Origin of the sequence: Proluteimonas luteida, assembly GCF_021191695.1 — a bacterium.
Lineage (GTDB): Bacteria > Pseudomonadota > Gammaproteobacteria > Xanthomonadales > Xanthomonadaceae > Luteimonas > Luteimonas luteida.
The window spans coordinates 374,833-397,767 of sequence record NZ_JAIWPT010000001.1 but is presented as its reverse complement, the minus strand read 5'-3'; the positions used below and the strand labels follow the sequence as shown (position 1 = coordinate 397,767).

18 protein-coding genes and 1 tRNA gene are annotated in these 22,935 nt (G+C 70.3%); 10 read left to right on the top strand and 9 right to left on the bottom strand.

The features are described 5' to 3' along the window. Positions 1-10: 10 nt before the first annotated feature. Together LDO26_RS01685 and efp are read right to left on the bottom strand one after the other, a co-directional pair. The gene (locus LDO26_RS01685; protein WP_232129330.1) at positions 11-1,354 is read right to left on the bottom strand and encodes a TRZ/ATZ family hydrolase; all 1,344 of its coding nucleotides are present in this window, start codon (positions 1,352-1,354) and stop codon (positions 11-13) included. 252 nt (positions 1,355-1,606) lie between these two features. After that, positions 1,607-2,173, bottom strand: a complete 567-nt coding sequence (efp, locus tag LDO26_RS01680) for an elongation factor P (protein WP_232129329.1) — start codon at positions 2,171-2,173, stop codon at positions 1,607-1,609. A 96-nt stretch (positions 2,174-2,269) separates the two neighbouring features. On the opposite strand from efp, the gene epmB reads away from it, so the two are divergent. Both epmB and LDO26_RS01670 read left to right on the top strand, forming a co-directional pair. Then, positions 2,270-3,313, top strand: coding sequence for an EF-P beta-lysylation protein EpmB (epmB, locus tag LDO26_RS01675; RefSeq protein WP_232129328.1), 1,044 nt, complete (start codon positions 2,270-2,272; stop codon positions 3,311-3,313). Positions 3,314-3,338: 25 nt separating this feature from the next. Next, positions 3,339-5,420 (top strand): EAL domain-containing response regulator, encoded by a 2,082-nt coding sequence (locus tag LDO26_RS01670; RefSeq protein ID WP_232129327.1) that lies wholly within the window; start codon positions 3,339-3,341, stop codon positions 5,418-5,420. A 414-nt stretch (positions 5,421-5,834) separates the two neighbouring features. On the opposite strand, the gene htpX is transcribed toward LDO26_RS01670, so the two are convergent. Continuing rightward, positions 5,835-6,740, bottom strand: coding sequence for a protease HtpX (gene htpX / locus LDO26_RS01665; RefSeq protein ID WP_232129326.1), 906 nt, complete (start codon positions 6,738-6,740; stop codon positions 5,835-5,837). A 150-nt stretch (positions 6,741-6,890) separates the two neighbouring features. On the opposite strand from htpX, the gene gluQRS reads away from it, so the two are divergent. From gluQRS to phaR, 3 genes are all read left to right on the top strand, one after another. Further along, positions 6,891-7,817, top strand: coding sequence for a tRNA glutamyl-Q(34) synthetase GluQRS (gluQRS, locus tag LDO26_RS01660; protein WP_232129325.1), 927 nt, complete (start codon positions 6,891-6,893; stop codon positions 7,815-7,817). Positions 7,818-7,866: 49 nt separating this feature from the next. Next, entirely contained in the window at positions 7,867-8,607 is a 741-nt protein-coding gene (phbB, locus tag LDO26_RS01655; protein WP_232129324.1) for an acetoacetyl-CoA reductase, read from the top strand. 146 nt (positions 8,608-8,753) lie between these two features. Continuing rightward, on the top strand, positions 8,754-9,266 hold the full coding sequence (gene phaR / locus LDO26_RS01650; RefSeq protein ID WP_232129323.1) for a polyhydroxyalkanoate synthesis repressor PhaR: 513 nt from the start codon (positions 8,754-8,756) through the stop codon (positions 9,264-9,266). A 57-nt stretch (positions 9,267-9,323) separates the two neighbouring features. Here the strand turns inward: phaR and LDO26_RS01645 are convergent, their stop codons facing one another. Together LDO26_RS01645 and LDO26_RS01640 are read right to left on the bottom strand one after the other, a co-directional pair. After that, on the bottom strand, positions 9,324-10,226 hold the full coding sequence (locus LDO26_RS01645; RefSeq protein WP_232129322.1) for a M48 family metallopeptidase: 903 nt from the start codon (positions 10,224-10,226) through the stop codon (positions 9,324-9,326). Between the two features lie 34 nt (positions 10,227-10,260). Next, complete coding sequence (locus LDO26_RS01640) at positions 10,261-12,102, bottom strand: formylglycine-generating enzyme family protein (RefSeq protein WP_435594007.1); 1,842 nt, start codon at positions 12,100-12,102, stop codon at positions 10,261-10,263. A 126-nt stretch (positions 12,103-12,228) separates the two neighbouring features. Here LDO26_RS01640 and rnd point away from each other — a divergent pair, with 126 nt between their 5' ends. Then, positions 12,229-13,356, top strand: a complete 1,128-nt coding sequence (rnd, locus tag LDO26_RS01635; protein WP_232129320.1) for a ribonuclease D — start codon at positions 12,229-12,231, stop codon at positions 13,354-13,356. 14 nt (positions 13,357-13,370) lie between these two features. After that, positions 13,371-13,446: transfer RNA gene (locus LDO26_RS01630), tRNA-Ala, on the top strand. Between the two features lie 313 nt (positions 13,447-13,759). Here LDO26_RS01630 and LDO26_RS01625 read toward each other — a convergent pair. From LDO26_RS01625 to LDO26_RS01610, 4 genes are all read right to left on the bottom strand, one after another. Continuing rightward, positions 13,760-15,073: a replication-associated recombination protein A gene (locus tag LDO26_RS01625; protein ID WP_232129399.1), complete on the bottom strand. Its 1,314-nt coding sequence runs from the start codon at positions 15,071-15,073 to the stop codon at positions 13,760-13,762. 181 nt (positions 15,074-15,254) lie between these two features. Beyond that, positions 15,255-15,893, bottom strand: coding sequence for an outer membrane lipoprotein periplasmic chaperone LolA (gene lolA, locus LDO26_RS01620; protein WP_232129319.1), 639 nt, complete (start codon positions 15,891-15,893; stop codon positions 15,255-15,257). Positions 15,894-16,016: 123 nt separating this feature from the next. Next, the gene (locus LDO26_RS01615; RefSeq protein ID WP_435594012.1) at positions 16,017-18,293 is read right to left on the bottom strand and encodes a DNA translocase FtsK; all 2,277 of its coding nucleotides are present in this window, start codon (positions 18,291-18,293) and stop codon (positions 16,017-16,019) included. A 145-nt stretch (positions 18,294-18,438) separates the two neighbouring features. Beyond that, positions 18,439-19,506, bottom strand: a complete 1,068-nt coding sequence (locus tag LDO26_RS01610) for an alanine dehydrogenase (RefSeq protein ID WP_232129317.1) — start codon at positions 19,504-19,506, stop codon at positions 18,439-18,441. 242 nt (positions 19,507-19,748) lie between these two features. Between LDO26_RS01610 and trxB the strand changes: the two genes are divergently transcribed. From trxB to aat, 3 genes are all read left to right on the top strand, one after another. Then, a complete protein-coding gene (gene trxB / locus LDO26_RS01605) occupies positions 19,749-20,723 on the top strand; it encodes a thioredoxin-disulfide reductase (RefSeq protein ID WP_232129316.1) in 975 nt (324 codons plus the stop codon). A gap of 166 nt (positions 20,724-20,889) precedes the next feature. Further along, positions 20,890-22,074 (top strand): GNAT family N-acetyltransferase, encoded by a 1,185-nt coding sequence (locus tag LDO26_RS01600; RefSeq protein WP_232129315.1) that lies wholly within the window; start codon positions 20,890-20,892, stop codon positions 22,072-22,074. Continuing rightward, positions 22,071-22,805: a leucyl/phenylalanyl-tRNA--protein transferase gene (gene aat, locus LDO26_RS01595; protein WP_232129314.1), complete on the top strand. Its 735-nt coding sequence runs from the start codon at positions 22,071-22,073 to the stop codon at positions 22,803-22,805. The genes LDO26_RS01600 and aat overlap by 4 nt, the downstream gene beginning before the upstream one ends. Positions 22,806-22,935: the final 130 nt, after the last annotated feature.

Genomic DNA, 22,935 nt, shown 5'->3' with positions numbered 1-22,935 from the left:
GCGAACCTCGTCAGGCGCCGGTGCGGATCGTGGCGATGCGGTCGCGCCAGCGCCGCGCGTTGGCGCCGATCGCATCGAGGTCGAGGCCGACCAGCACGCGTTCGCGCAGTCTGGGCTGGCCGGCGATCCACACGTCGCTGACCTGCTGGCGGCCGGTCGCGTAGACCAGCTGCGAGACCACATGGTGCAGCGGCTGGGTCTCGACCGGCGACAGGTCGACGACGATCAGGTCGGCCTGCTTGCCCGGCGTCAGCGAGCCGACCAGGTGCTCGAAGCCGATCGCCTTCGCCCCGCCCAGCGTCGCCGCGCGCAAGGCGGTGAATGCGTCGAATCCGGCGGCGTCGCCCGCGACCGCCTTGGCCAGGATCGCCGCGGTGCGGGTCTCGCCGAACATGTCCAGATCGTTGTTGCTGGCGACGCCGTCGGTGCCGATCGCCACGGTCACGCCCGCGCGTTCCAGCGCACAGGCCGGGCAGAAGCCCGAGGCGAGCTTGAGGTTCGATTCCGGGCAGTGCACGACGCTGACGCCGCGCTCGGCGCACAGGTGGATCTCGCCCTCGGTCAGCTGGGTCATGTGCACCGCGATCAGGCGGTCGTTGACCAGGCCCAGGCGGTCGAGCCGCGCGATCGGCCGCTGGCCGTGGTCGCGGATCGACTGCTCGACCTCCTGCGCGGTCTCGTGCAGGTGCAGGTGTACCGGCACGTCGAGCTGGTCGGCCAGCATGCGCACGCGCTCGAAGTTGGCGTCGTTGACGGTGTACGGCGCATGCGGCGCGAACGCCATCGCGATCAGCGGGTCGTCGCGCCACTGGTCGTGGACCTCGCCGGCCTTGGCGAAGTACTCGTCGTCGCTCGATGCCCACGCGGTGGGGAAATCGATGACCGGCAGACCGATGCGCGCGCGGAAGCCATGCTGCTTGTAGACCGCGGCCTGCACGTCGGGGAAGAAGTAGTTCTCGTTGACGCAGGTGGTGCCACCGCGCAGCATCTCGGCCAGCGCCAGGGTGATGCCGTCGGCGACGAACTCCGGCCCGATCACCGCAGCCTCGATCGGCCAGATGTGCTGCTGCAGCCAGACCTTCAGCGGCAGGTCGTCGGCGATGCCGCGCAGCAGCGTCATCGGGTTGTGGGTATGCGCGTTGACCAGGCCCGGCAGCACCGCCGACTGCGGCCGCGACACGGTCTCGGCCGGCGCGAAGCGCGCGCGCGCCTCCGCGACCGGCAGCACCGCGACGATCTCGCCGCGATGCACCGCGACCGCGTGGTCGTCGAGCACGACCGCATGCGGCTCGACCGGCACGACGTGCGCCGCTTCGATCAGCAGGTCGATGGATTGGGGCGCGGATTGAGTCATCGGTATGTCGCCACCTTTGTTCCGTCGTTCCCGCGAAGGCGGGAACCTAGGGACGTTGGGTTGTGGAGTAGACACGCAGGGCAGCGTCCTCGGATCTTCGCCTGGGCAGGACCGCGTGTGTCGAAAGCCGAGGGGATGACCGATCCGCTACGCACCGCTTCGCGGTCGCCGACGATCCGGACGTCATCGGATCCCCGCCTGCGCGGGGATGATTGATTCATCACGCATCGCTTCACGATTACTGTGAATCAATCACTTCACCCGGCTGACGTATTCGCCGGAGCGGGTGTCGACCTTGATGACCTCGTCCTGGCTGACGAACAGCGGCACGCGCACCACCGCGCCGGTCTCCAGCGTGGCCGGCTTGCCGCCGCCGCCCGAGGTGTCGCCGCGCACGCCCGGATCGGTCTCGGTGATCTTCAGCTCGACGAAGTTCGGCGGCTGCACCGCGATCGGCGTGCCGTTCCACAGCGTCACCACGCAGTCCTCCTCGCCCTTGAGCCACTTCTCGGCGCCGCCCATGCCGGCCTTGTCGGCCTGCACCTGCTCGAAGGACTCGGGGTTCATGAAGTGCCAGTACTCGCCGTCGCTGTAGAGGTACTGCATGTCGGTGTCGAGCACATCGGCCGCCTCGACCGAGTCGGTGCTCTTCATCGTCACTTCCTGCACGCGGCCGGTCTTGATCAGCCGGTACTTGACCCGGGTGAAGGCCTGGCCCTTGCCCGGCTTGACGTATTCGGTATCCGTGATCACGGCGGGTTCGTTGTTGATCAGGATCTTCTGCCCGTTCTTCACGTCGTTCATGCCAAGGCTGGCCATCGTTCGCTCCTGCTGGGCCGCCTTCGCGGGCGGCTACACTATTGGGGTTCCCGGCCGGCGCAATGCCGCCGCCCGTCTCTGGATTCAGAACCCCGCATGATACCCGCTGCCCCCGCCCCGATGCAGCCGAGCCGCTGGCAGCAGGCCTGGCGCGAGGCCATCCGCGACCCGCGCGAACTGCTGTCCGTGCTCGGCCTGCCGGCCCTGGCCCTGCAGGTCTCGGCCGAGGCCGCCGCCCAGTTCCCGCTGCGGGTGCCGCGCGGATTCGTCGCGCGCATGCGTCCCGGCGACCCGCACGATCCGCTGCTGCGCCAGGTGCTGCCGCTGGACGCGGAGATGCAGCCGGTACCGGGGTTCGGGTTGGATGCGGTCGGCGATGCCGCGGCCAGGGCCGGGCACGGGGTGATCCACAAGTACGAGGGACGCGCGCTGCTGGTCGCGACCGGCAGCTGCGCCGTGCATTGCCGCTACTGCTTCCGCCGGCATTTCCCCTATGCCGAGGAAACGGCGGCCGCGGCCGGCTGGCGCGACGCCATCGAGGTGATCCGCGCCGATCCCGGCATCCACGAGGTGCTGCTGTCCGGCGGCGACCCGCTGTCGCTGGCCACGCGCAAGCTGTCGGAACTGACCGACGCTCTGCGCGGCATCGGCCACGTGCGCCGGCTGCGCATCCACACCCGGCTGCCGATCGTGCTGCCCGAACGCATCGACGCCGAACTGTGCCGGTGGCTGTCCGGCCTGCCGTGGCCGGTGGTCGTGGTGGTGCACGCCAACCACGCCAACGAGTTCGATGCCTCGGTCGACGGCGCGATCCGCGCGCTGCGCGAGGCAGGCGCGACGGTGCTCAACCAGGCGGTGCTGCTGCGCGGCGTCAACGACGACGTCGACACCCTCGCCGCGCTGGCCGAGCGCGGGCTCGCCGCCGGGGTGCTGCCCTACTACCTGCACCAGCTCGACCGCGTCGCCGGCGCGGCCCATTTCGAGGTGCCGGACGCGACGGCGCTGGCCCTGCACGCCGCGCTGGTCGCGCGGCAGTCCGGCTATCTCGTGCCCCGACTGGTGCGCGAAGTCGCGGGCGATGTGTCCAAGCGCCCATTGCATGCGGCCGGCGATGGACGCGATCCGCACCCCGTGGCATAACGCTGCACTTCCCCCGGAGACCCGCATGTCGAACCACACCGACGCCCCGCTTCGCCTGCTGATCGTCGACGATCGCGTCGAGGACGCCGAGGCGGTCGTCAGCGGGCTGCGCAATGCCGGCATCGCGGTGCGGCCGCAGCGTCCGGCGGACGTGGAGGAGCTCGACGCGCTGCTCGCCAGCCAGGCGCTGGACCTGGTGCTGGCGGCGACGGCATCGACCCTGTTCCCGTTCCGCGAGGTCATGCAGCACGTGGCCGGCACCGGCAAGGACGTGGCGGTGATCGCGCTGGTCGACCAGCTGGACGAGACCGTCTATGTCGACGCCCTGCTCGCCGGCGCGCGCGCGGTGGCGCTGCGGCACGCGCCGCAGCAATTGCTGGCCTGCGTGCGCGAGCAGTGGGCAGACCGCGACGCGCGGCGCGCCCTGCGCCGGCTCGAAGCGCGCGTGCGCGAGACCGAGCGTCGCTGCGACGCGCTCATCGATTCCTCGCGCGACCCGATCGCCTACATCCACGAGGGCATGCACATCCGCGCCAATCCCGCGTACCTGGAGATGTTCGGCTATGAGGACTTCGAGGACGTCGAGGGCGTGTCGCTGCTCGACATGGTCGCGCCGCAGCACGTCGAATCGTTCAAGGCGCTGCTCAAGGACCTGAGCCGCGGCGAGGCGCCGCCGGCCCGGCACGAGATCGAGGCGCGCGACATCGACGGCAACGCCTTTCCCGCGGCCATGGAGTTCACCACCGCGCAATACGAGGGCGAGCCCTGCCTGCAGGTGGTGTTCCGGCGCCGCGAACTGGTCGATCCGGACCTGGCGCTGGAACTGGAGGAACTGCGCCAGCGCGACCAGGTCACCGGCCTGCTGAACCGCCCGACCTTCCTGCGCGCGCTCGAGGACGCGGTCGACGACGCCGCCCAGCACGACGGCCAGCACGGCTTCCTGATGCTCGAACCCGACCACCACCAGCAGTTGCTGGCGGACATCGGCCTCGACCACGCCGACGAACTGCTGCATGCCCTGGCCACCCACCTGCAGCAGCAGTTGGGCGACGACGTGGTCACCGCGCGCTACGCCGAGCACACCCTCGCGGTGCTGCTGCGCGGCGAGGGCTACCACGCGACGGTGGCGGCCGCCGAACGCATCCGCGAGGCGTTCGCCTCGCACGTGTTCGAGATCGGCGCCCGCTCCAGCGTCGTCACCATCAGCGTCGGCGGCGTGCAGATCGGCGAGAAGATCGCCAGCGTCGCCCAGGTGCTGGCGCGCGCGACCCGCGCGCTGGAATCGGCCTCGGCGACCGGCGGCAACCGCTGCGAGATCTTCGACCCCTCCGCCGTCGACCGCGCCGAGGAGGAACAGATCAAGGCCTGGGTCGCGCGCCTGCGCGGCGCGCTCGACAACGACGGCTTCGTGCTGCACTACCAGCCGGTCATCAACCTGCAGGGCGACAACGCGCCGGTCTACGAGACCCTGCTGCGGCTCGACGGCGGCGACGGCGAACTGATCACCCCGTCCCATTTCATCGGCATCGCCGAGGACAACGGCATGCTCGCCGAGATCGACCGGCACGTGGTCGGCCGCACCATCGCCGCGCTCGGCCAGCGCCTGCGCGCGGACCGCCCGACCACGCTGCTGGTCAAGATCAGCCAGGCCTCGCTCGAAGGCGACGCACTGCCGCGCTTCATCGGCGCGCAGCTGGCCGAGCACCAGGTTCCCGGCGAGTACCTGGTCCTGCAGCTGCCCGAGTCCAAGGTCTTCACCCACCTCAAGGCAACCCAGGAATTCGCCGCCGCGATCGCCGCCTACGACTGCCGCTTCGCGCTGGAGCAGTTCGGCGTCGGCCTCGATTCATTCCAGCTGCTGACCCACCTGCAGCCGCACCTGCTCAAGCTCGACCGCAGCTTCACCGAGGACCTGCCGCAGAATCCGCAGGCGCAGGAACGCATCCGCGAGATCGCCGCCCGCGCGCGCCAGCTCGGCATCCGCACGATCGCCGAGTTCGTGCAGGACGCGGCCAGCATGACGATCCTGTTCTCGGCGCAGGTCGACTACGTCCAGGGCAACTTCCTGGCCGCGCCCGGGCCGCAGATGAACTACGACTTCGAGTAGGCGTCCTCGCGGCCGAGGTCGGTCCCTGGCGTCGAGGCGTTGAGGCGGGCCATCGGCTGCAGGTCGCCCCCCTGAGTTGGGAAAAGAACCTTTTTTGGGCCGCGGATGGGCGCGGAGGACGCGGATCAAAGCTGACAAGGCGAAAACAGTGACCGCCGCGGTGGCGTTGGTTTGATACGTTATCCATCGCCCTTTCGTGCCGCCATGCAGCAGATGCGGCACGGGCCGGAAAATCCGATGACGAACACGTCCTCCCTCCGGCTTTGATCCGCGTCCTCCGCGCCCATCCGCGGCCGGAAACACCGCTCCTCCTGGCGTCGGGGGCGTTGCCCCGACCTACGATCAGGGAATCCGGGAATCGGGGAAGAACCTAAAAAGCCCGCCTTTCGGCGGGCTTTCGTCATCAGGTCAGGCTCAGGCCACGATGCCCTGGCGCAGCGCCTTCGGATCCAGCGGCGCGTTGCGCAGCGCGGCGATGCGCTCGTCGAGCGGCGGGTGGCTCATCAGCAGCTTCTTCAGGCCGCTGCCGACGCCGCCGCTGATGCCGAACGCGGCCACCTGCTTGGGCAGGGTGCTCTGACCGTAGGTCTGGGCCAGGCGTTCGAGCGCGGCGATCATCTTGGCGCGGCCGGCCAGTTCGGCACCGCCGACGTCGGCGCGGAACTCGCGGTGGCGCGAGAACCACATCGCGATCATCGACGCGAACAGGCCGAACACCATGTCGAGCACGAACACCACGGCGAAGTAGCCGATGCCGCCGCCCCCGTTGTCGCGGCCGCCATTGAGGTAATTGTCGACCACCCGGCCGACCACGCGCGCCAGGAAGATCACGAAGGTGTTGAGCACGCCCTGCAGCAGCGTCATCGTCACCATGTCGCCGTTGGCGACGTGGCTGACCTCGTGGGCCAGCACGGCCTCGGCCTCGTCGCGGGTCATCGCCCGCAGCAGGCCGGTCGACACCGCGACCAGCGAGGCGTCGCGCCGCGCGCCGGTGGCGAAGGCGTTGATCTCGGGCGCATCGTAGATCGCCACTTCCGGCATGCCGATCCCGGCCATCTGCGCCTGGCGCTGCACCGTCGCCAGCAGCCAGCGCTCGGACTCGTTGCGCGGCTGGGTGATGACCTGTGCGCCGGTGAAGCGCTTGGCCGACCATTTCGACATCGCCAGCGAGACGAACGCACCGCCGAAGCCGAACACCGCGGCGAACACCAGCAGCCCGGCATGGGTCGACGGGTCGATGCCGAAGACCGCCATGACGATGCTGACCAGCGCCAGCACGGCGAGGTTGGTGATGATGAGCAAGCCGAATCGTTTGAACATGAAGTCTGTCGTCTGTGTCGTCGCCTGCGCAGGCGGAAGAACGCGCCTGCAAGATCTGTGCATCCGCTGCGCGGATTTCAATTCCGTCGTCGCGGTGTCAGAGTGTCGGCCCCGCGCCAGTTCATTGCCCAGACAGGTTTTCGCCTTTCGATGCCGCAAGTCGATGCTCGTCCCGCAAGCGGGTATGTCGGCCGCTTCGCACCGTCGCCGACCGGACCGCTGCATGCCGGCTCGCTGGTCGCCGCGCTCGGCAGCTGGCTGATGGCGCGCCATCACCGCGGGCGCTGGCTGGTGCGCATCGAGGACCTGGATCCGCCACGCGAGATGCCCGGCGCCGCCGCGGCGCAGCTGCGCATGCTCGAGGCCTGCGGACTGCGGTCGGACGGGCCGGTCGTGCGGCAGTCCGGGCGCGACGCGCTGTACCAGGCCGCGCTCGACCGGCTGCTGGCATCCGGCGACGCCTTCGTCTGCCATTGCAGCCGCAGCGACCTCGCCATGCACGGCGGCCGGCATCGCGGCCGCTGCGTCGCGGCATCGCCACGCCCCGACCCGGCGATCCGCCTGCGCGTGCCCGATGGCAGCCGGATCGCATTCGACGACGCGGTGCTCGGCCGCATCGAGCAGGATGTCGCCACCGAGGTCGGCGATTTCGTGCTGCGCCGCGCCGACGGCCTGTGGGCCTACCAGCTCGCGGTCGTTGTCGACGACGGTGCGCAGGGCGTGACCGACATCGTGCGCGGCGCCGACCTGCTCGACTCCACCGCGCGCCAGATCCTGCTGCAGCGCAGGCTCGGTCTGCCGACGCCGCGTTACGCGCACCTGCCGCTGGTGGTCGACGGTCACGGCCACAAGCTGTCGAAATCGTCGCAGGCCCTGCCCTTGCGTCCCGACGATCCGCTGCCTGCGCTGCGCGCGGCGTGGCAGGCGCTCGGACAAGCGCCGGCGGCGGTCGCCGCCGCGGAATCGGTTCCGGCATTCCTGCGGTCCGCGACCGCCGCATTCCAGCCGTCGCGGATGCCATCGGTACCGGTCGCACTTGCTGCAACGCACAACAGCGATGTCACCAACCCTGACTAGACTCCCCCACGGAGCCGCGATCGGCGGCGGAACCGGATCGGGGGCAACGATGGGCGCACGTGTGGCATTGGTGACAGGCGGAACCGGCGGCATCGGCACGGCGATCGTGCGCAGGCTGGCGGACAGCGGCTATCGGGTCGCGACCAACTACCGCAACGCCGAGAAGGCGGAGGCCTGGCAGCGGCAGCTGCGCGACCAGGGCTACGACATCGCGATCGCCTACGGCGACGTGACCGACCCCGCGCAGGCCGAGGCGATGGTGCGCGACATCGAGTCGCAGCTCGGGCCGATCGACATCCTGGTCAACAACGCCGGCATCACCCGCGACGGCACCTTCCACAAGATGCGCGTCGCGCAGTGGCAGGACGTGATCAACACCAACCTCAACTCGGTCTACAACGTCACCCGCCCGGTCATCGAGGGCATGCGCGAGCGCAAGTGGGGCCGGATCATCCAGATCAGCTCGATCAACGGCCTCAAGGGCCAGTACGGCCAGGCCAACTACGCCGCGGCCAAGGCCGGCATGCACGGCTTCACCATTTCGCTGGCGCGCGAGAACGCCAAGCTCGGCATCACCGTCAACACCGTCTCGCCGGGCTACGTCGCCACCGACATGGTGATGGCCGTGCCCGAGGAAGTGCGCGCCAAGATCGCCGCGGACATTCCCACCGGGCGTCTCGGCCGGCCCGAGGAGATCGCCTACGCGGTCCATTTCCTCGTCGCCGACGAGGCGGCGTGGATCACCGGCTCCAATCTCGACATCAACGGCGGCCACCACATGGGCTGGTGAATGACCACTCTCCGCGCACCTTTCGCCCCGTTTTCCCGCGCCTGGCGGCCGCCGCCGGGGGCCGGCCTTCCATGCCCTTCAGTACAGTTGCAAGCCCCCCCGGGCTGGGCCATGCTGCGCGGCACCATGCCCAGAGTGCCTGCTCCATGAGCGCAACACGCATCATCAAGAAGTATCCGAACCGCCGGCTCTACGACACCGAGATCTCCAGCTACATCACCATCGAGGATGTCCGCCAGTTGATCGTCGACGGCGAGGAGTTCGAGGTCCGCGACGCCAAGAGCGGCGACGACATCACCCGTTCGGTGCTGTTGCAGATCATCTCCGAGCATGAATCCGACGGCGAACCGGTGCTGTCGACCCAGTTGCTGAGCCAGATCATCCGCTTCTACGGCGATTCGATGCAGGGCTTCATGGGCAACTACCTCGAGCGGTCGATGCAGGTCTTCCTCGACCAGCAGCAGCAGTTCCGCCAGCAGATGGGCGGGCTGCTCGGCCAGACGCCGTGGACGATGATGAACCAGCTGACCGAGCGCAACATGGAGCTGTGGCAGGAGTTCCAGAAGACGCTCGGCGGCGGCATTGCGGGCGGCAAGACCGGCACCGACGACAAGCCCGGCCCGGAACCGGGCGTGCGCCGCGACCGCCGCGGCCGCTGAGCCGGCGACCGCGGTCCCGTCGTCGCTCCGGCAGTCCTGCCGCGGGCGTCCACGCGCTCAGCGCTGCGCGTCCTCGCAGAATTTCTCCCGGTACTCCAGCGCCTTGGGCATCAGCGCCTGCAGGTTCTGGATGCGGGTGCCGGGGTTGGGATGGGTCGACGAGAATTCGGGCGGCGCCTGGCCGCCACTGGCCGCGCTCATGCGTTCCCACAGCGGCACCGCCTCGCGCGGATCGAAACAGGCCGCCGCCGCCAGCATCAGGCCGACGTAGTCCGCCTCGGTCTCGTGCTTGCGCGCGTACGGCAACAGGTAGCCATAGCCCATCGCGGCCATGACCATCTGCTGCTGTTGCGGATCCATGCCGCTCATCGCGCCGGCCATCTGCCCGACCTGGGTCAGGCGCTGCTGCGCCATCCGCTGGGCACCGTGGCGCAGCAGCGCGTGCGCGATCTCGTGCCCCATCACCACCGCCAGCGCGTCGGCGTTCTGCGCCACCGGGGCCAGTCCGCTGTAGACCGCCATCTTGCCGCCCGGCAGGCAGAACGCGTTGGCCTGGTCGGAGTCGATGACGTTGACCTCCCAGTCGAAGGACTCGGAGAAACGGCTGGGCGCCAGCCCGTTCTCGCGCGCCAGTTCGGCCTCGACCACCGGGACCTTGGCGATCAGCCGCTCGGCGATCAACCGGACCTCCTTCGACAGCGGCGCGTCCGGATCGGCCGGCCGCTCCTGCGACAGGATCTCCTCGTAGGCCTGCAGCCCCAGCGCCTTCTCGTCGTCGACGGTCAGCGCGCGGTCGATCAGCACCGTCTCGCCGGTCACCGGGTCCACCGCGCGGTTGGACACGTAGTAGAAGACGCCGTAGCCGGCGAACAGCAGCAGGATGATGAAACGGAAGTTGATGCCGCGGCGGGGCCGGCCGGTCTGCTGCGGGCGGCCGCGCGCGAAAGGATCCTGTCTCATGCTGTCTCCGATACCGGCGCGCCGGGAATGCTGGTCAGAGGTCGCGAACGACCCGGAAGCCGATTCTCGCATTGGTGGTATCCACCGACGCCAGTGCCCGCCAGCTGGCACGGGTCTGGGCCGGCGAACTGGCCCAGGAACCGCCGCGGATCACCTGGTCGCGACAGCCGGGGTTGAACCAGGCCGAGCCGTCCGCCGGCGCGCGCCGGTAGTTGGCGTGCCAGCAGTCGGCCATCCATTCGCTGACGTTGCCGGCCAGATCGTGCACGCCCCAGCTGTTGGGCGCGAAACTGGCCACCGGCGCCGGCCCCCAGTAGCCGTCGCCGTAGTCCGGGAAGGCATTGCCCCAGCTGCGGCCGCCCGGCGAGCGGTCCAGCGCACCGGTCACGTTGCCGGCGCTCTCCGGCGGCGTGCCCTCGCCCCAGGGATAGCGCTCGCTGGTCCCGGCACGGAACGCGTACTCGAACTCCGCCTCGCTCGGCAGCCGGTAGCGCCGGCCGCTCTGCGCCGACAGCCAGTCGGCATAGGCTTCCGCGTCCTTGGCGCTGACGTGCAGCACCGGCATCGTGTCGCCGGCCGGGCGGCCGGTGTAGTCGAACCGCCAATCGACCCGGCTGCGGCGCAGGAAATTGCCGGTGCGCTCGTCGTAGGCCATCGAGAAGCCGCGCCGGACCGCGCGCGACTGGTAACCGGTGGCGTCGACGAAGCGGCGGAACTCGCCGACCGTGATCTCGCGCACCGCCATCGCGAAGCCGCGCTCGAAACGCACCGCATGGCGCGGCTTCTCGTTGTCGTCCGCGTCCGGGTCGCCCGGCAGTGCGCCCATCATGAAGCCGCCATGCGGCAGCACCACCATCTGCGGCCCGCGCGCACCGCCTTCCAGCGCATCGGTGAACACCTGCCCGGGCCGGAAGCTGCCGTAATGCACGGCCTGGTCGATGCGCTGGCGCAGGTCGTTGGCGACCGGGTCGCCAGGCGAGGCGATGCGCAGGATCTCGGCCAGCTTGCCGCGCGCCAGGCTCGGGCCGTTGACCTTTTCCAGCGCCGCCACGCCCTCGTCGCGCAGGCGCGCGATGCGGGCGCTGCGCATCCGTTCGATGCGGCGCTCGGCATCGGGCACGGTCGGAAAACCCGGACGGATCGCCATCGCATGGCCCAGCCACTGCGAGGCCGTCTCGAAATCCCCCTGCATGCCGGCCGCTTCGGCGCGGCGGATCAACGCGCTTTCCACCGCGGCCTGTCCCTGCATCGCGCGCGGCTGCCCCGGCCGCAGCGCCAGCGCCTCGGCGAACGCCGCCAGCGCACCCCCGCCGTTCTCGCCGAGATCGCCGTCGCGCAATGCCTGTTCGCCGCGACGGTTCAACTCCCACAGGCGGTCGCTGTCGTCGACCCGCTCCAGATAGCGCACCACCGCCTCGTCCTCGGCGGCGATGCTGCGGGCCACCGCCGCGACCTGATGCGCGGTGCGCATGCCCACGACGTCGTCGTCCTCGTCGGCAAGCGCGAGCGCGGCATCGCCGGCCCGCAGCAGCGCCGCCTGTGCCCGCCGCAGTCCGGCGGTCGCGGCGCGCGCCTGCGCCGGATGCCGCGCGAGTGCGAGGTACAGCGGGATCGCCGAGTCGGCATCGGCATACAGCGCACCTTCGGCCAGCGCCTGGCTGGCGCGTTCGAGCGCCGCGTCCTCGTCGCCCTCGGCAATCACGACCTGCGGCGGCGTCCAGTTGAGATCGGCGGCGAAACTGTCGTCGCCACTGATGGTGACGCGGCCATCCGCCGCGCCGGCGCCGGCATCGTCGCCGGCGCGCCCGCCACAACCGGCCGCCAGCGCGAGCAGCGCCCAGCCCAGCAACCTGGTGAACCTCCCTGCGCGCAACACGGTCTCCCATCGGCGGACATGGCCAGATTAAGCCATCGTGCCGGACACGGCGACGCGCGTTTCCCGCCGGCGGTGCCGGCCCGCGCGCGATTGCCGCAGGCCGGCGCCGCCGCTAGGCTGTCGCGCATGTCAGCCTTTCCCGCACGCTGGATCGCCGATCCGGCCACCCTGCAATCCGCCCTGTCCAGCGTGACCACCCGTGTCGGGCTCGACACCGAGTTCATCCGCGAACGCACGTTCTGGCCGCAACTGGCACTGGTGCAGATCGCGGTCGAACGCGACTCCGGCATCGAGGTGCTGCTGGTCGACCCGCTGGCGCCAGGCATCGTCGAGGCCCTGCGCCCGCTGCTGGCCGACCCGGCGATCGTCAAGGTCATGCACAGCGCCAGCGAGGACCTGGTCGCGCTGGGACATACCTGCGGCGTCGTGCCCACGCCGCTGTTCGACACCCAGGTCGCCGCCGGCCTGGCCGGCACCGGCGCCGGCCTCGGCTACCAGCGCCTGGTGCAGGACACGCTGGGCGTCGCCCTGCCCAAGGGCGAGACGCGTTCGGACTGGCTGCGCCGGCCGCTGTCGCCGACCCAGCTCGAATACGCCGCCGACGACGTCGAATACCTGTTCGCCCTGCACGACGATCTCGCCGCGCGCATCGATGCGCTCGGACGCGGCGCGTGGCTGCAGGAGGACTGCGCACGGATGGTCGCAACCGCCGCGGGTTTCGACGGCGAGCGCTGGCCGCAGCTGGGCGGCCGCGCCGGACAGTTCCTCGATGCCGCCAGCCAGCTGCGGCTGATGCGGCTGCTGCGCTGGCGCGAGCAGTACGCACGCACCCACGACCGTCCGCGCAGCTGGATCCTCGACAACGAGCTGGCAACCCTGCTCGCCCGCAGCCCACCGGCCGACATCGGCGCCTTGCAGGCCCGCCTGGATGCGCACCCCAAGGCGCCGCGCAAGCTGGGTGCGGCGATCTGGGACGCACTGACGACCGAACTGGCCGACGAGCACGAGGCCCCGCTCGCCCGCGGCGAAGAGCCCGACCGCAAGCGGCTCAAGCAGTTGCAGCAGGCCGTGGCCCGCCGCAGCGCGGCACTGGGATTGCCCGATGGCGTGCTCGCCTCGCGCCGCTGGCTGGAGGCGCTGATGGAAGGCGACGACTGGCCGGGCGCGCTGGCGGGCTGGCGCCGCGGCCAGCTGGAAGCCGATCTGGCGCCGCTGCTCGCAAGTGCTGGCGACACGCCGACGGGATCCGTATAATCCCCGCCCATCGTGGGGCCATAGCTCAGCTGGGAGAGCGCGTCGTTCGCAATGACGAGGTCGGGAGTTCGATCCTCCCTGGCTCCACCACTTTCAAGCGGTCATCGACGCCCCGGAAAACAGCCGTTTTCCGGGGCGTTTCTTGTGGCCCGCCATCCATGGCGGCCACCTCGCCCGATGTCAAAAACCGTTCCAGACGGTTCTTTGTGGTTCTTCTGCGATTTCCCGGATTCCATCGTAGGTCGGGGCAACGCCCCCGACGCCACCATGCCCGGCACGCCGCATCGGCGGGTCCGCAACACCTCGCGAACCCGTGCGCCGCGCACGTCCGCCGCTTGGGCCACCCCACGCAAGATGGGTCCCTTAGCGACGCGCCTGCACTGCACGCCACGGGTCCACGCCTCTACCCGTCGGCATCGCCGTCCGCCGCGCGCTGTCGCAGCGCCTCGGCGCGCGCCTCGCGCACCTGGTCGAGCTTGTCCTTGAGCTTGATCTCCAGCCCGCGGGCGACCGGCTGGTAGTACACGCGCTCGCCCATGGCGTCCGGGAAGCCGGTCTGGTCGAGCGCGATGCCACCCTCGGCATCGTGGTCGTACTGGTAGCCGCTGCCGTAGCCGAGTTCCTTCATCAACTTCGTCGGCGCGTTGCGGATGTGAAGCGGCACGTCCTGGGTACCGTACTCGCGGACATCGCGCCTGGCCTGGTTGAACGCCTTGTAGGCGGCATTGGATTTCGCGGTGCTGGCGAGATAGATCACCAGCTGCGCCAGCGCCAGATCGCCCTCCGGGCTGCCGAGGCGCTCATAGGTGTCCCACGCGTCGATCGCCATCTGCAGCGCGCGCGGGTCGGCCAGGCCGATGTCCTCGACCGCCATGCGGGTCATGCGCCGCGCCAGGTAGGCCGGATCGCAGCCGCCGTCGAGCATCCGCGCCAGCCAGTACAGGGCGGCGTCGGGATTGGAGCTGCGCACGCACTTGTGCAGCGCCGAGATCTGGTCGTAGAACTGTTCGCCGCCCTTGTCGAAGCGGCGCGTGCGGTCGGCCAGCACCTGCTCGATCATGTCGCCGGTCACCGCGCCGCCCTCGCCCGCCAGCTCGGCGGCGATCTCCAGCAGGGTCAGTGCACGCCGCACGTCACCGTCGGCGGCCACGGCGACCAGCCGCAGCAGGTCGTCGGCGACCTGCAGCCCGCGACCGCCCAGGCCGCGGTCCGGATCGGCCAGCGCCCGCGACAGCGCGTCGTGGATGTCGTCGGGCGACACCGCCTCGAGCACGTGCACGCGGCAACGCGACAGCAACGCGGAGTTGAGCTCGAACGAGGGGTTCTCGGTGGTCGCACCGACGAACAGGATCGTGCCGCGCTCGATATGCGGCAGGAACGCGTCCTGCTGGGTCTTGTTGAAGCGGTGCACCTCGTCGACGAACAACACCGTGCGGCGCCCGCCGTTGAAGCGGTGCGCGGCCTCGGCCAGTACCTGGCGCACCTCGGGCAGCCCGGACAGCACCGCCGAGATCGCCTTGAACTCGGCATCGGCATAGCGCGCCAGCAGCAGTGCGAGCGTGGTCTTGCCGCAGCCCGGCGGCCCCCACAGCACCATCGAGTGGACGTGTCCGGACTCGACCGAGCGGCGCAGTGCGGTGCCCGGCGCGAGCAGCCGGCGCTGCCCCACCATCTCGTCGAGCGTGGCCGGGCGCATGCGCTCGGCCAGCGGGCGCATCGCGTCGCGGTCGACCTGCAACAGGTCGCCGGTCAGCGCATCGGAGGTATTGGCGGATCGGGCCACGGCGGTCGGGGTCGGCGGAACGGAATCAACGATAGCAAGACGCCGTCGCAGGCCATGCGACGGCGTCGGGGTAGCGCGTGCGAGCCGTTCGACCTCGCCGCTGCGCGCCGGGAGCCTACTCCTCGCCCACCACGTCGACGCCCGCCGGCGGGGTATAGCGGAACGTGTCCGCGGCGAACGCCGGGTTGCGCTTCCAGCCGCTGAAGCTGATGACGGTGCGCTGGCCGAGCGCATCGAGGATTTCCATCCGCGACAGGCCGCCGCCCTCGGCGAAGCCGAGCCGCGCGTTCTGGAACGCGGCGTTGTCGGCCTGCTTCGGCGCCAGCTGCAGCCAGGCCAGGCCGTCGGCGTTGCCGGCCTCCTCGACGCGGAAGTCGCGGTCCAGGCGCGCGGGGTCGATCAGCGCGGCCAGCGGGCTGTCCTGCTCCTCGCTGCCCTGCGAGCGGCGCGTGACCTGCTCCAGGTCGGGATCGTAGACCCAGACCGTGGTGCCGTCGGCGACGATCAGCTGCGGGTACGGCTTGACGTATTCCCAGCGGAACAGCCGCGGTGCCGACAGCGCGACGCTGCCGCTGGACTCCTCGCGAACCCGGCCATTGGGATCGGTGACCTGCTGCGAGAACCGGCCCTCCAGCCCCTGCAGGCCGCGGGTGAACCGGTCGAGCTGGTCGCGCGCGCCGGCGGCATGGGCGGCGCCGGCCACCAGCAGGGCGGCAACGGCGAACCAGCGGGTCTGGCGGAGAATCGAACGCATGGTGGCCTCGGGTGGACAGTGGGATCGGATGGAACGGGAGTGTGCAAACGTGAGGCTGAATGCGTTCCTGACGCGCCGCGCGACCGGCGTCGACCGCCGGTTGCGGTTAAGCCTCGGGCACCGTCAGCGCGGCGGTGGCGGCGCCAGCACGCTGCGGTCGCCGTTGTGCTCCGGCGGGCTGACCACGCCGGCCGCCTCCATCGCCTCGACCAGGCGCGCAGCGCGGTTGTAGCCGATCTTCAGCCGCCGCTGCACGCCGGAGATCGACGCGCGCCGGGTCTCGGTGACGATCTTCACCGCCTCGTCGTACAGCGGATCGCTCTCGTCGCCACCGCTGCTGCTGGCCTCGGGCAGACCGGTCGCGCCGACCACGGTACCGTCGCCCATCGTCTGCACCTCGTCGAGCACGCCCTCGATGTACTCGGCGCGGCCAGACTGCTTGAGGTGTTCGACGACGCGGTGCACTTCCTCGTCGGAGACGAATGCGCCATGCACGCGCTCCGGCATCGCGGTGCCCGGCGGCAGGTACAGCATGTCGCCGTGGCCCAGCAGGGTTTCGGCGCCGGACTGGTCGAGGATCGTGCGCGAGTCGATCTTGGAGCTGACTTGGAACGCGATGCGGGTCGGGATATTCGCCTTGATCAGGCCGGTGATGACGTCGACCGACGGCCGTTGGGTGGCCAGGATCAGGTGGATGCCGGCCGCGCGCGCCTTCTGCGCCAGGCGCGCGATCAGTTCCTCGACCTTCTTGCCGACGATCATCATCATGTCGGCGAATTCGTCGATGAAGATGACGATGTACGGCAGCGGCTCCAGCTCGGGCGCGGCGTCGGTGCTGCCCGGCTCCGGCCTGAACAGCGGATCGAGCAGCGGCTGGCCCTTTTCCTGTTCGTCGCGGACCTTCTTGTTGAAGCCGGCCAAGTTGCGCACGCCGACCGCGCTCATCAGCTTGTAGCGGCGCTCCATCTCCGCCACGCACCAGCGCAGGCCGTTGGCGGCCTCCTTCATGTCGGTGACCACCGGCGCCAGCAGGTGCGGGATGCCCTCGTAGACGCTCAGTTCCAGCATCTTCGGGTCGATCATCAGCATCCGCAGGTCTTTCGGCGAGGCCTTGAACAGCAGGCTCAGCACCATCGCGTTGACCGCGACCGACTTGCCCGAGCCGGTGGTACCGGCGACCAGCAGGTGCGGCATGCGCGCCAGGTCGGCGACGGTGGAGCGGCCGCCGATGTCCTTGCCCAGCGCCAGCGTCAGCACGCTGGCCGACTTGTCGTACTCCTTCGAGCGCAGCAGTTCGCTGAGATAGATCATCTCGCGGCGGGTGTTGGGGATCTCCAGTCCGATCACCGACTTGCCGGGGATCACGTCGACCACGCGTACCGACTTGACCGACAGGCCGCGGGCGATGTCCTTGTCCAGCGAGCTGATCTGGCTGACCTTGATGCCAGGCGCGGGCTCCATCTCGAAGCGCGTGATCACCGGGCCCGGCTGGGCCTCCTTGACCTCGACGTCGATGCGGAAATCCTTGAGCTTGAACTCGATCTGCCGCGACAGGGTCTCCAGCGTCTCCTCGTCGTAGCCCTTGGGCTGCGGCTTGGGGTCGTCGAGCAGCGACAGCGGCGGCAGGTCCGAGCCATCGGAATTGACGCCGTGGAACATCGGGATCTGCTGCTCGCGCTTGGCCCGCTCGCTCTTCTCCACCACCGGCGGCGCGGCCGGCGGTTCGATCTTCACCGGCGCGCGCTTGGCCCGCAGTTCGGTCTCGACCTTGCGCGCCTCGGTGCGTTCCTCGCGGTGCACGCGGGCTTCCTTCCACTCGCTGGCCTGCTTGGTGCTGCGGCGGAACAGCGCCGGCACCCGCATCGCCCAGCCGCCGATGCGGTCCATCAGCGCGAACCACGACAGGCCGGTGGCCAGGGTCACCGAGATCAGGAACAGCGCGATCAGGAACAGGCTGCCGCCCATCGTGCCGAAACCGCTGGACAGCGAGCGGCCGACCAGGCGCCCGAGAATGCCGCCGCCACCGGCGGGGTAATGCAGCAGTTCCGGCAGGCGCAGGTACAGCAGGCCGGTCGCCGAGACCAGGAAACCGACGATGCCGACCAGCCGCAATGCCGGCCCGAAATCGGCGCGGCCGTCGCCGTCCTGGTCCATGCCGAACAGGGCGATCCACGCGATCGCGCCGAGCACCGGCGGCAGCAGGTAGGCGGTCAGCCCGAACAGGTGCAGCAGCATGTCCGCGACCCACGCGCCCACCGGCCCGCCGACGTTGCGGATCTCCGACGGCAGCACGCCGGTCTGGGTCGACCAGCTGGGATCGGTATGCGAATACGTGACCAGGCACGCCAGCAGGTACAGCAGCAGCGGCGCGATCAGGATCAGCGCGATGTCGCGCACCAGGCGCTGGCGACGGGGGTTGGGCGCGGCCCTGGCCGCCGGCTGCGCGGCGTCCTTGGTGCTGCGCGTGCGCTTGGCGCGTTCTGAAAGCGGGCGTGCCACCGTGCGTTTTTACCTGAGGAAAATGTGCTAGAAGGTTGATCTTACTTCAAAGTTTCATGCTCTGCAGCGCCGGATGGACAAGCCGGCCGGCATCGACGTTGATGCCGCGCAGCAGCGCCGGGTCGTCGCGCCACCGGCCCGAGGCCAGCGTGACCACCCACGGCAGGATCGCCGCGCAGATCGCCTGCGACGCGGTCTGCGGCACCGCGCCAGGCATGTTGGTCACGCAGAAGTGGGTCACGCCCGCGTCCACGTAGGTCGGCGCTTCCCAGGTCGTCGGCCGCGAGCTCTCGAAGCAGCCGCCCTGGTCGATCGCGATGTCGACCAGCACGCTGCCGTCCTCCATCGCCTGCATCATCCCGCGGGTCACGACGTGCGGCGCGACCGCACCGGTCACCAGCACCGCGCCGACGACCAGATCGGCACCGGCGACCTCGCGCGCGACGACCTCGTCGTAGGGATACAGCGCGGTGACGTTGTTGCCCAGCCGCATCATCCGCTCCCGGCGGTCGTCGCGCTTCTCGAACACCACCACGTTGGCGCCGCCCGCCGCGGCCAGCGCGGCCGACGCGCCGCCTGCGGCGCCGGCGCCGAACACCACGACCCGGCCGCGCTCCGTCGACGGCAGGCCGCCGAGCAGCTTGCCCTTGCCGCCCAGCGGCTGGTGCAGGTAATGGGTGCCGACCTGGACCGCGATCCTGCCGGCGATCACCGACATCGGCGCCAGCAGCGGCAGCGCGCCGTCGTCCAGCGCCACGGTCTCGAACGCGATGGCGGTCAGGCCGATGTCGAGCAGGCGCCGGGTCAGCGCCGGCAGCGGCGCCAGGTGCAGGTAGCAGAACAGCAGGTGGTCGGGGCGCAGCAGCGCCAGGTCGCCTTCGACCGGCTCCTTGACCTTGACGATCAACTGGCCCTTTTCGTACAGCGCGGCGGCATCGGGCGCGATCTTCACCCCGAGCCGGGCATAGGCCTCGTCGCCGAATCCGGACCGCAGTCCCGCGCCGGCCTGCACCCAGACCTCGTGGCCGCGGTTGACCAGATCGCCCGCGGCCGCGGGCACCAGGGCCACGCGTCCCTCGAGGGTCTTGGTCTCGCTGGGAACACCGATCCGCATCGCCGACTCCTGCACAACGACATCGCCCGCAACCCCTGGCCTGGCGCGACTCCCGGCAACGCAGGGCAGCGCCCCGGAAGGACGGCCGCCACGGATGGCGGACCAGCAAAAAACGCCGCATCAGGCGGCGTGTCACGGATGCAACGTTCCGGCCTGTCGAGGCCGCCGCGCCTTGTTTTGTGGGGACCGCACCGCCAAGCTATGGACACGCCAAGCCGCGATTTCACTGCCTCCGAGTATACATGAGCCCCTCTTCCGCAAGCCCCGCCAGCCCCCGCCACGTCCGCCTGCTGATCCTCGGTTCCGGCCCCGCCGGCTGGACCGCGGCCGTCTATGCCGCGCGCGCCAACCTCAAGCCGGTGGTCGTCACCGGCATGCAGATGGGCGGCCAGCTGATGACCACCACCGAGGTCGACAACTGGCCGGGCGACGCCCACGGCCTGATGGGCCCGGCGCTGATGGAACGCATGCAGGCGCATGCCGAGCGCTTCGACACCGAGACGATCTTCGACCACATCCACACCGCCGACCTGTCGCAGCGGCCGTTCCGGCTCAAGGGCGACAGCGGCGAATACACCTGCGACGCGCTGATCATCGCCACCGGCGCGACCGCCAAGTACCTGGGCATTCCCTCCGAGGAGCTCTACAAGGGCCGCGGCGTGTCCGCCTGCGCGACCTGCGACGGCTTCTTCTACAAAGGCCAGGACGTGGCCGTGGTCGGCGGCGGCAACACCGCGGTCGAGGAGGCGCTGTACCTGTCCAACATCGCCCGCAAGGTCTACCTGGTGCACCGCCGCGACACCCTGCGCGCGGAGAAGATCATGCAGGACAAGCTGCACGCGAAGATCCAGGCCGGCGCGATCGAACCGGTCTGGCACCACACCGTCGACGAGGTGCTGGGCAACGAGCACGGCGTCACCGGCCTACGGCTGAAGTCGGTCAAGGATGGCGGCACGCGCGACCTCGCCGTGCACGGCTTCTTCGTCGCCATCGGCCACCACCCCAACACCACGCTGTTCGAAGGCCAGCTGGCGATGAACAACGGCTACCTGGAGATCCGCTCCGGCCTGGGCGGCAACGCCACCCAGACCTCGGTCGAGGGCGTGTTCGCGGCCGGCGACGTCGCCGACCAGCACTACCGCCAGGCGATCACCTCGGCCGGTTTCGGCTGCATGGCCGCGCTGGATGCCGAGCGTTTCCTTGACCAGCAGGGATAGGCCACATTTGCCGCGGATCGACGCGGATGAACGCGGATAGCAGCGGGGCAGGACGCGAAATGCGAACGCGGGACGCAGCCCGCATCGCCCGCATTCCCGGCGGCGCATGTCCACGCCGCTGCGTGGCGGTGCACGACTGCCGGCCGATACGGCATCGCTCCGGGCCATGACCGCATCCGCTCCGACGCTGCGCGTGGTCGATGCGCTGGCCGACGTCCCGGCGGCGGACTGGGACGCGCTGCACGATGGCGGCAATCCCTTCGTCGCGCATGCGTTCCTCGACGGACTCGAGGCGCATGGCTGCCTGCGCGCGGACTGGGGCTGGCCCCCGCGGCATCTGACGCTGTGGCAGGGCGGGCAGCTCGTCGCCGCCGCGCCCTGCTACCTGAAGAACAACTCGCACGGCGAGTTCGTGTTCGACCACGCCTGGGCGCGGGCCTATGCGCAGTACGGGCGCGACCGGCGGGATGACCTCGGACATTCCGCCAACGCGGACTACTACCCCAAGCTGCTGTGCGCGGTGCCCTACTCCCCGGTCACCGGGCCGCGACTGCTGGCGCGTGGCGACGAGGCGCGGCAGGCGCTGCTGCGCGCGATGCAGGCGCTGGCGGAAGCCGACGGGCTGTCCTCGGCGCACGTGAACTTCCCCACCGCCGCCGAGGACGCGGGGTTTCCGCCCGACTGGCTGGCGCGCATCGACGTGCAGTACCACTGGTGCAATGCGGCGGGCTGGACATCGTTCGACGACTACCTGGCGGCGATGGACCACAAGCACCGCAAGAACATCCGCCAGGAACGGGCGAAAGTGGCGCGCGCCGGGGTCCGCTTCCGCGTCGTGCACGGCGACGAGGCCAGCGCCGCGGACCTGGCGACGATCCACCGCTTCTATCTGCAGACCTTCGCCGAATACGGCAATTCGCCTGCGCTGACGCTGGCGTTCGTCACCCATCTGGCACGGACGATGCCGCGACAACTGGTGCTGATCCTCGCCGAACACGCGGGCGCGCCGATCGCGGGCGCGCTGTGCCTGCGCGGTGGCGACACGCTGTACGGACGCTACTGGGGCGCCGTCGCCAGCCTGCCCGGCCTGCACTTCGAGACCTGCTACTACCAGGGCATCGCCTATTGCCTGCGCGAGGGCCTGCGGGTGTTCGAACCCGGCGCCCAGGGCGAGCACAAGCTGGCCCGCGGCTTCCTGCCCACGCTGGTCCACAGCCGGCACTGGATCGCCGATCCGGCGTTCCGCGACGCGCTGCGGCACTGGTGCGCCGAGGAGGCGGCCTCGGTCCGCGGCTATGCGGCGACGCTGGCCGCGCACAGCCCCTTTCGGGCAGCCGAGGGCGCCACGTGAGCCTGCACCTGCCCCGGCTGGCGGACGATCCGCTGGCGTCGTTCCCGCCGCTGGACATGGCGCTGCGCAGGCCCGACGGCCTGCTGGCGTTCGGTGGCGACCTGTCGGTACCGCGGCTGTGCAACGCCTACCGGCAAGGCATCTTCCCGTGGTTCTCCGACGGCCAGCCGATCCTGTGGTGGTCGCCGGATCCCCGCGCGGTGTTCGAGACCGCCGCCTTCCGGCTGCCCCGCCGCTTCCGCCGCGACCTGCGCGCAAGCCAGTGGCAGGTCCGCGCCGACACCGCGTTCGAGGCCGTGGTCGCCGCCTGCGCCGATGCGCCGCGGCGCGGCCAGGACGGCACCTGGATCACCGCGTCCATGCAGGCGGCCTATCGCGACATGCATGCCGCCGGCCATGCGCACAGCGTCGAGGTGTTCGACGGCGACCGCCTGGTCGGCGGGATCTACGGCATCGCGCTCGGCCGCATGTTCTTCGGCGAAAGCATGTTCAGCGGCGAATCGGGCGGCTCCAAGGTCGCGCTGGCGGCGCTGGCGCGGCAGTTGCATGCCTGGGGCATGCCGCTGGTCGATGCCCAGGTGGGCAATCCGCATCTCGCCCGGCTGGGCGCCGCAAGCTGGCCGCGCGACCGCTTCGCCGCCGAAGTGGCCGTGCTGGTCGACGCGCCGGCCCCGGTCGCGGACTGGACCATCGCATTCGGCAGGCAGGCTGCGGCAGAGCTCGCCGGCTGAAGGGCGCTCAAGATCCGCGCCGCCTTCCCCGGACTTGGGCGAAGAACCAAAGAAAGGCGGTTCGGCCACGGATGCACGCGGATGACGCGGATCAGAAGCAGCGGGGACGTGGCATCGCCTCGGCCTCTGT

Coding starts and splice junctions, on each gene's coding strand:
- rnd (WP_232129320.1), top strand. CDS start 12,229: ATGTCAGCCTTTCCCGCACGCTGGATCGCCGATCCGGCCACCCTGCAA.
- LDO26_RS01685 (WP_232129330.1), bottom strand. CDS start 1,354: ATGACTCAATCCGCGCCCCAATCCATCGACCTGCTGATCGAAGCGGCG.
- epmB (WP_232129328.1), top strand. CDS start 2,270: ATGATACCCGCTGCCCCCGCCCCGATGCAGCCGAGCCGCTGGCAGCAG.
- phbB (WP_232129324.1), top strand. CDS start 7,867: ATGGGCGCACGTGTGGCATTGGTGACAGGCGGAACCGGCGGCATCGGC.
- lolA (WP_232129319.1), bottom strand. CDS start 15,893: ATGCGTTCGATTCTCCGCCAGACCCGCTGGTTCGCCGTTGCCGCCCTG.
- LDO26_RS01625 (WP_232129399.1), bottom strand. CDS start 15,073: ATGCGCCCGCTGGCCGAGCGCATGCGCCCGGCCACGCTCGACGAGATG.
- trxB (WP_232129316.1), top strand. CDS start 19,749: ATGAGCCCCTCTTCCGCAAGCCCCGCCAGCCCCCGCCACGTCCGCCTG.
- efp (WP_232129329.1), bottom strand. CDS start 2,173: ATGGCCAGCCTTGGCATGAACGACGTGAAGAACGGGCAGAAGATCCTG.
- LDO26_RS01610 (WP_232129317.1), bottom strand. CDS start 19,506: ATGCGGATCGGTGTTCCCAGCGAGACCAAGACCCTCGAGGGACGCGTG.
- LDO26_RS01600 (WP_232129315.1), top strand. CDS start 20,890: ATGACCGCATCCGCTCCGACGCTGCGCGTGGTCGATGCGCTGGCCGAC.
- htpX (WP_232129326.1), bottom strand. CDS start 6,740: ATGTTCAAACGATTCGGCTTGCTCATCATCACCAACCTCGCCGTGCTG.
- phaR (WP_232129323.1), top strand. CDS start 8,754: ATGAGCGCAACACGCATCATCAAGAAGTATCCGAACCGCCGGCTCTAC.
- gluQRS (WP_232129325.1), top strand. CDS start 6,891: ATGCCGCAAGTCGATGCTCGTCCCGCAAGCGGGTATGTCGGCCGCTTC.
- LDO26_RS01670 (WP_232129327.1), top strand. CDS start 3,339: ATGTCGAACCACACCGACGCCCCGCTTCGCCTGCTGATCGTCGACGAT.
- LDO26_RS01645 (WP_232129322.1), bottom strand. CDS start 10,226: ATGAGACAGGATCCTTTCGCGCGCGGCCGCCCGCAGCAGACCGGCCGG.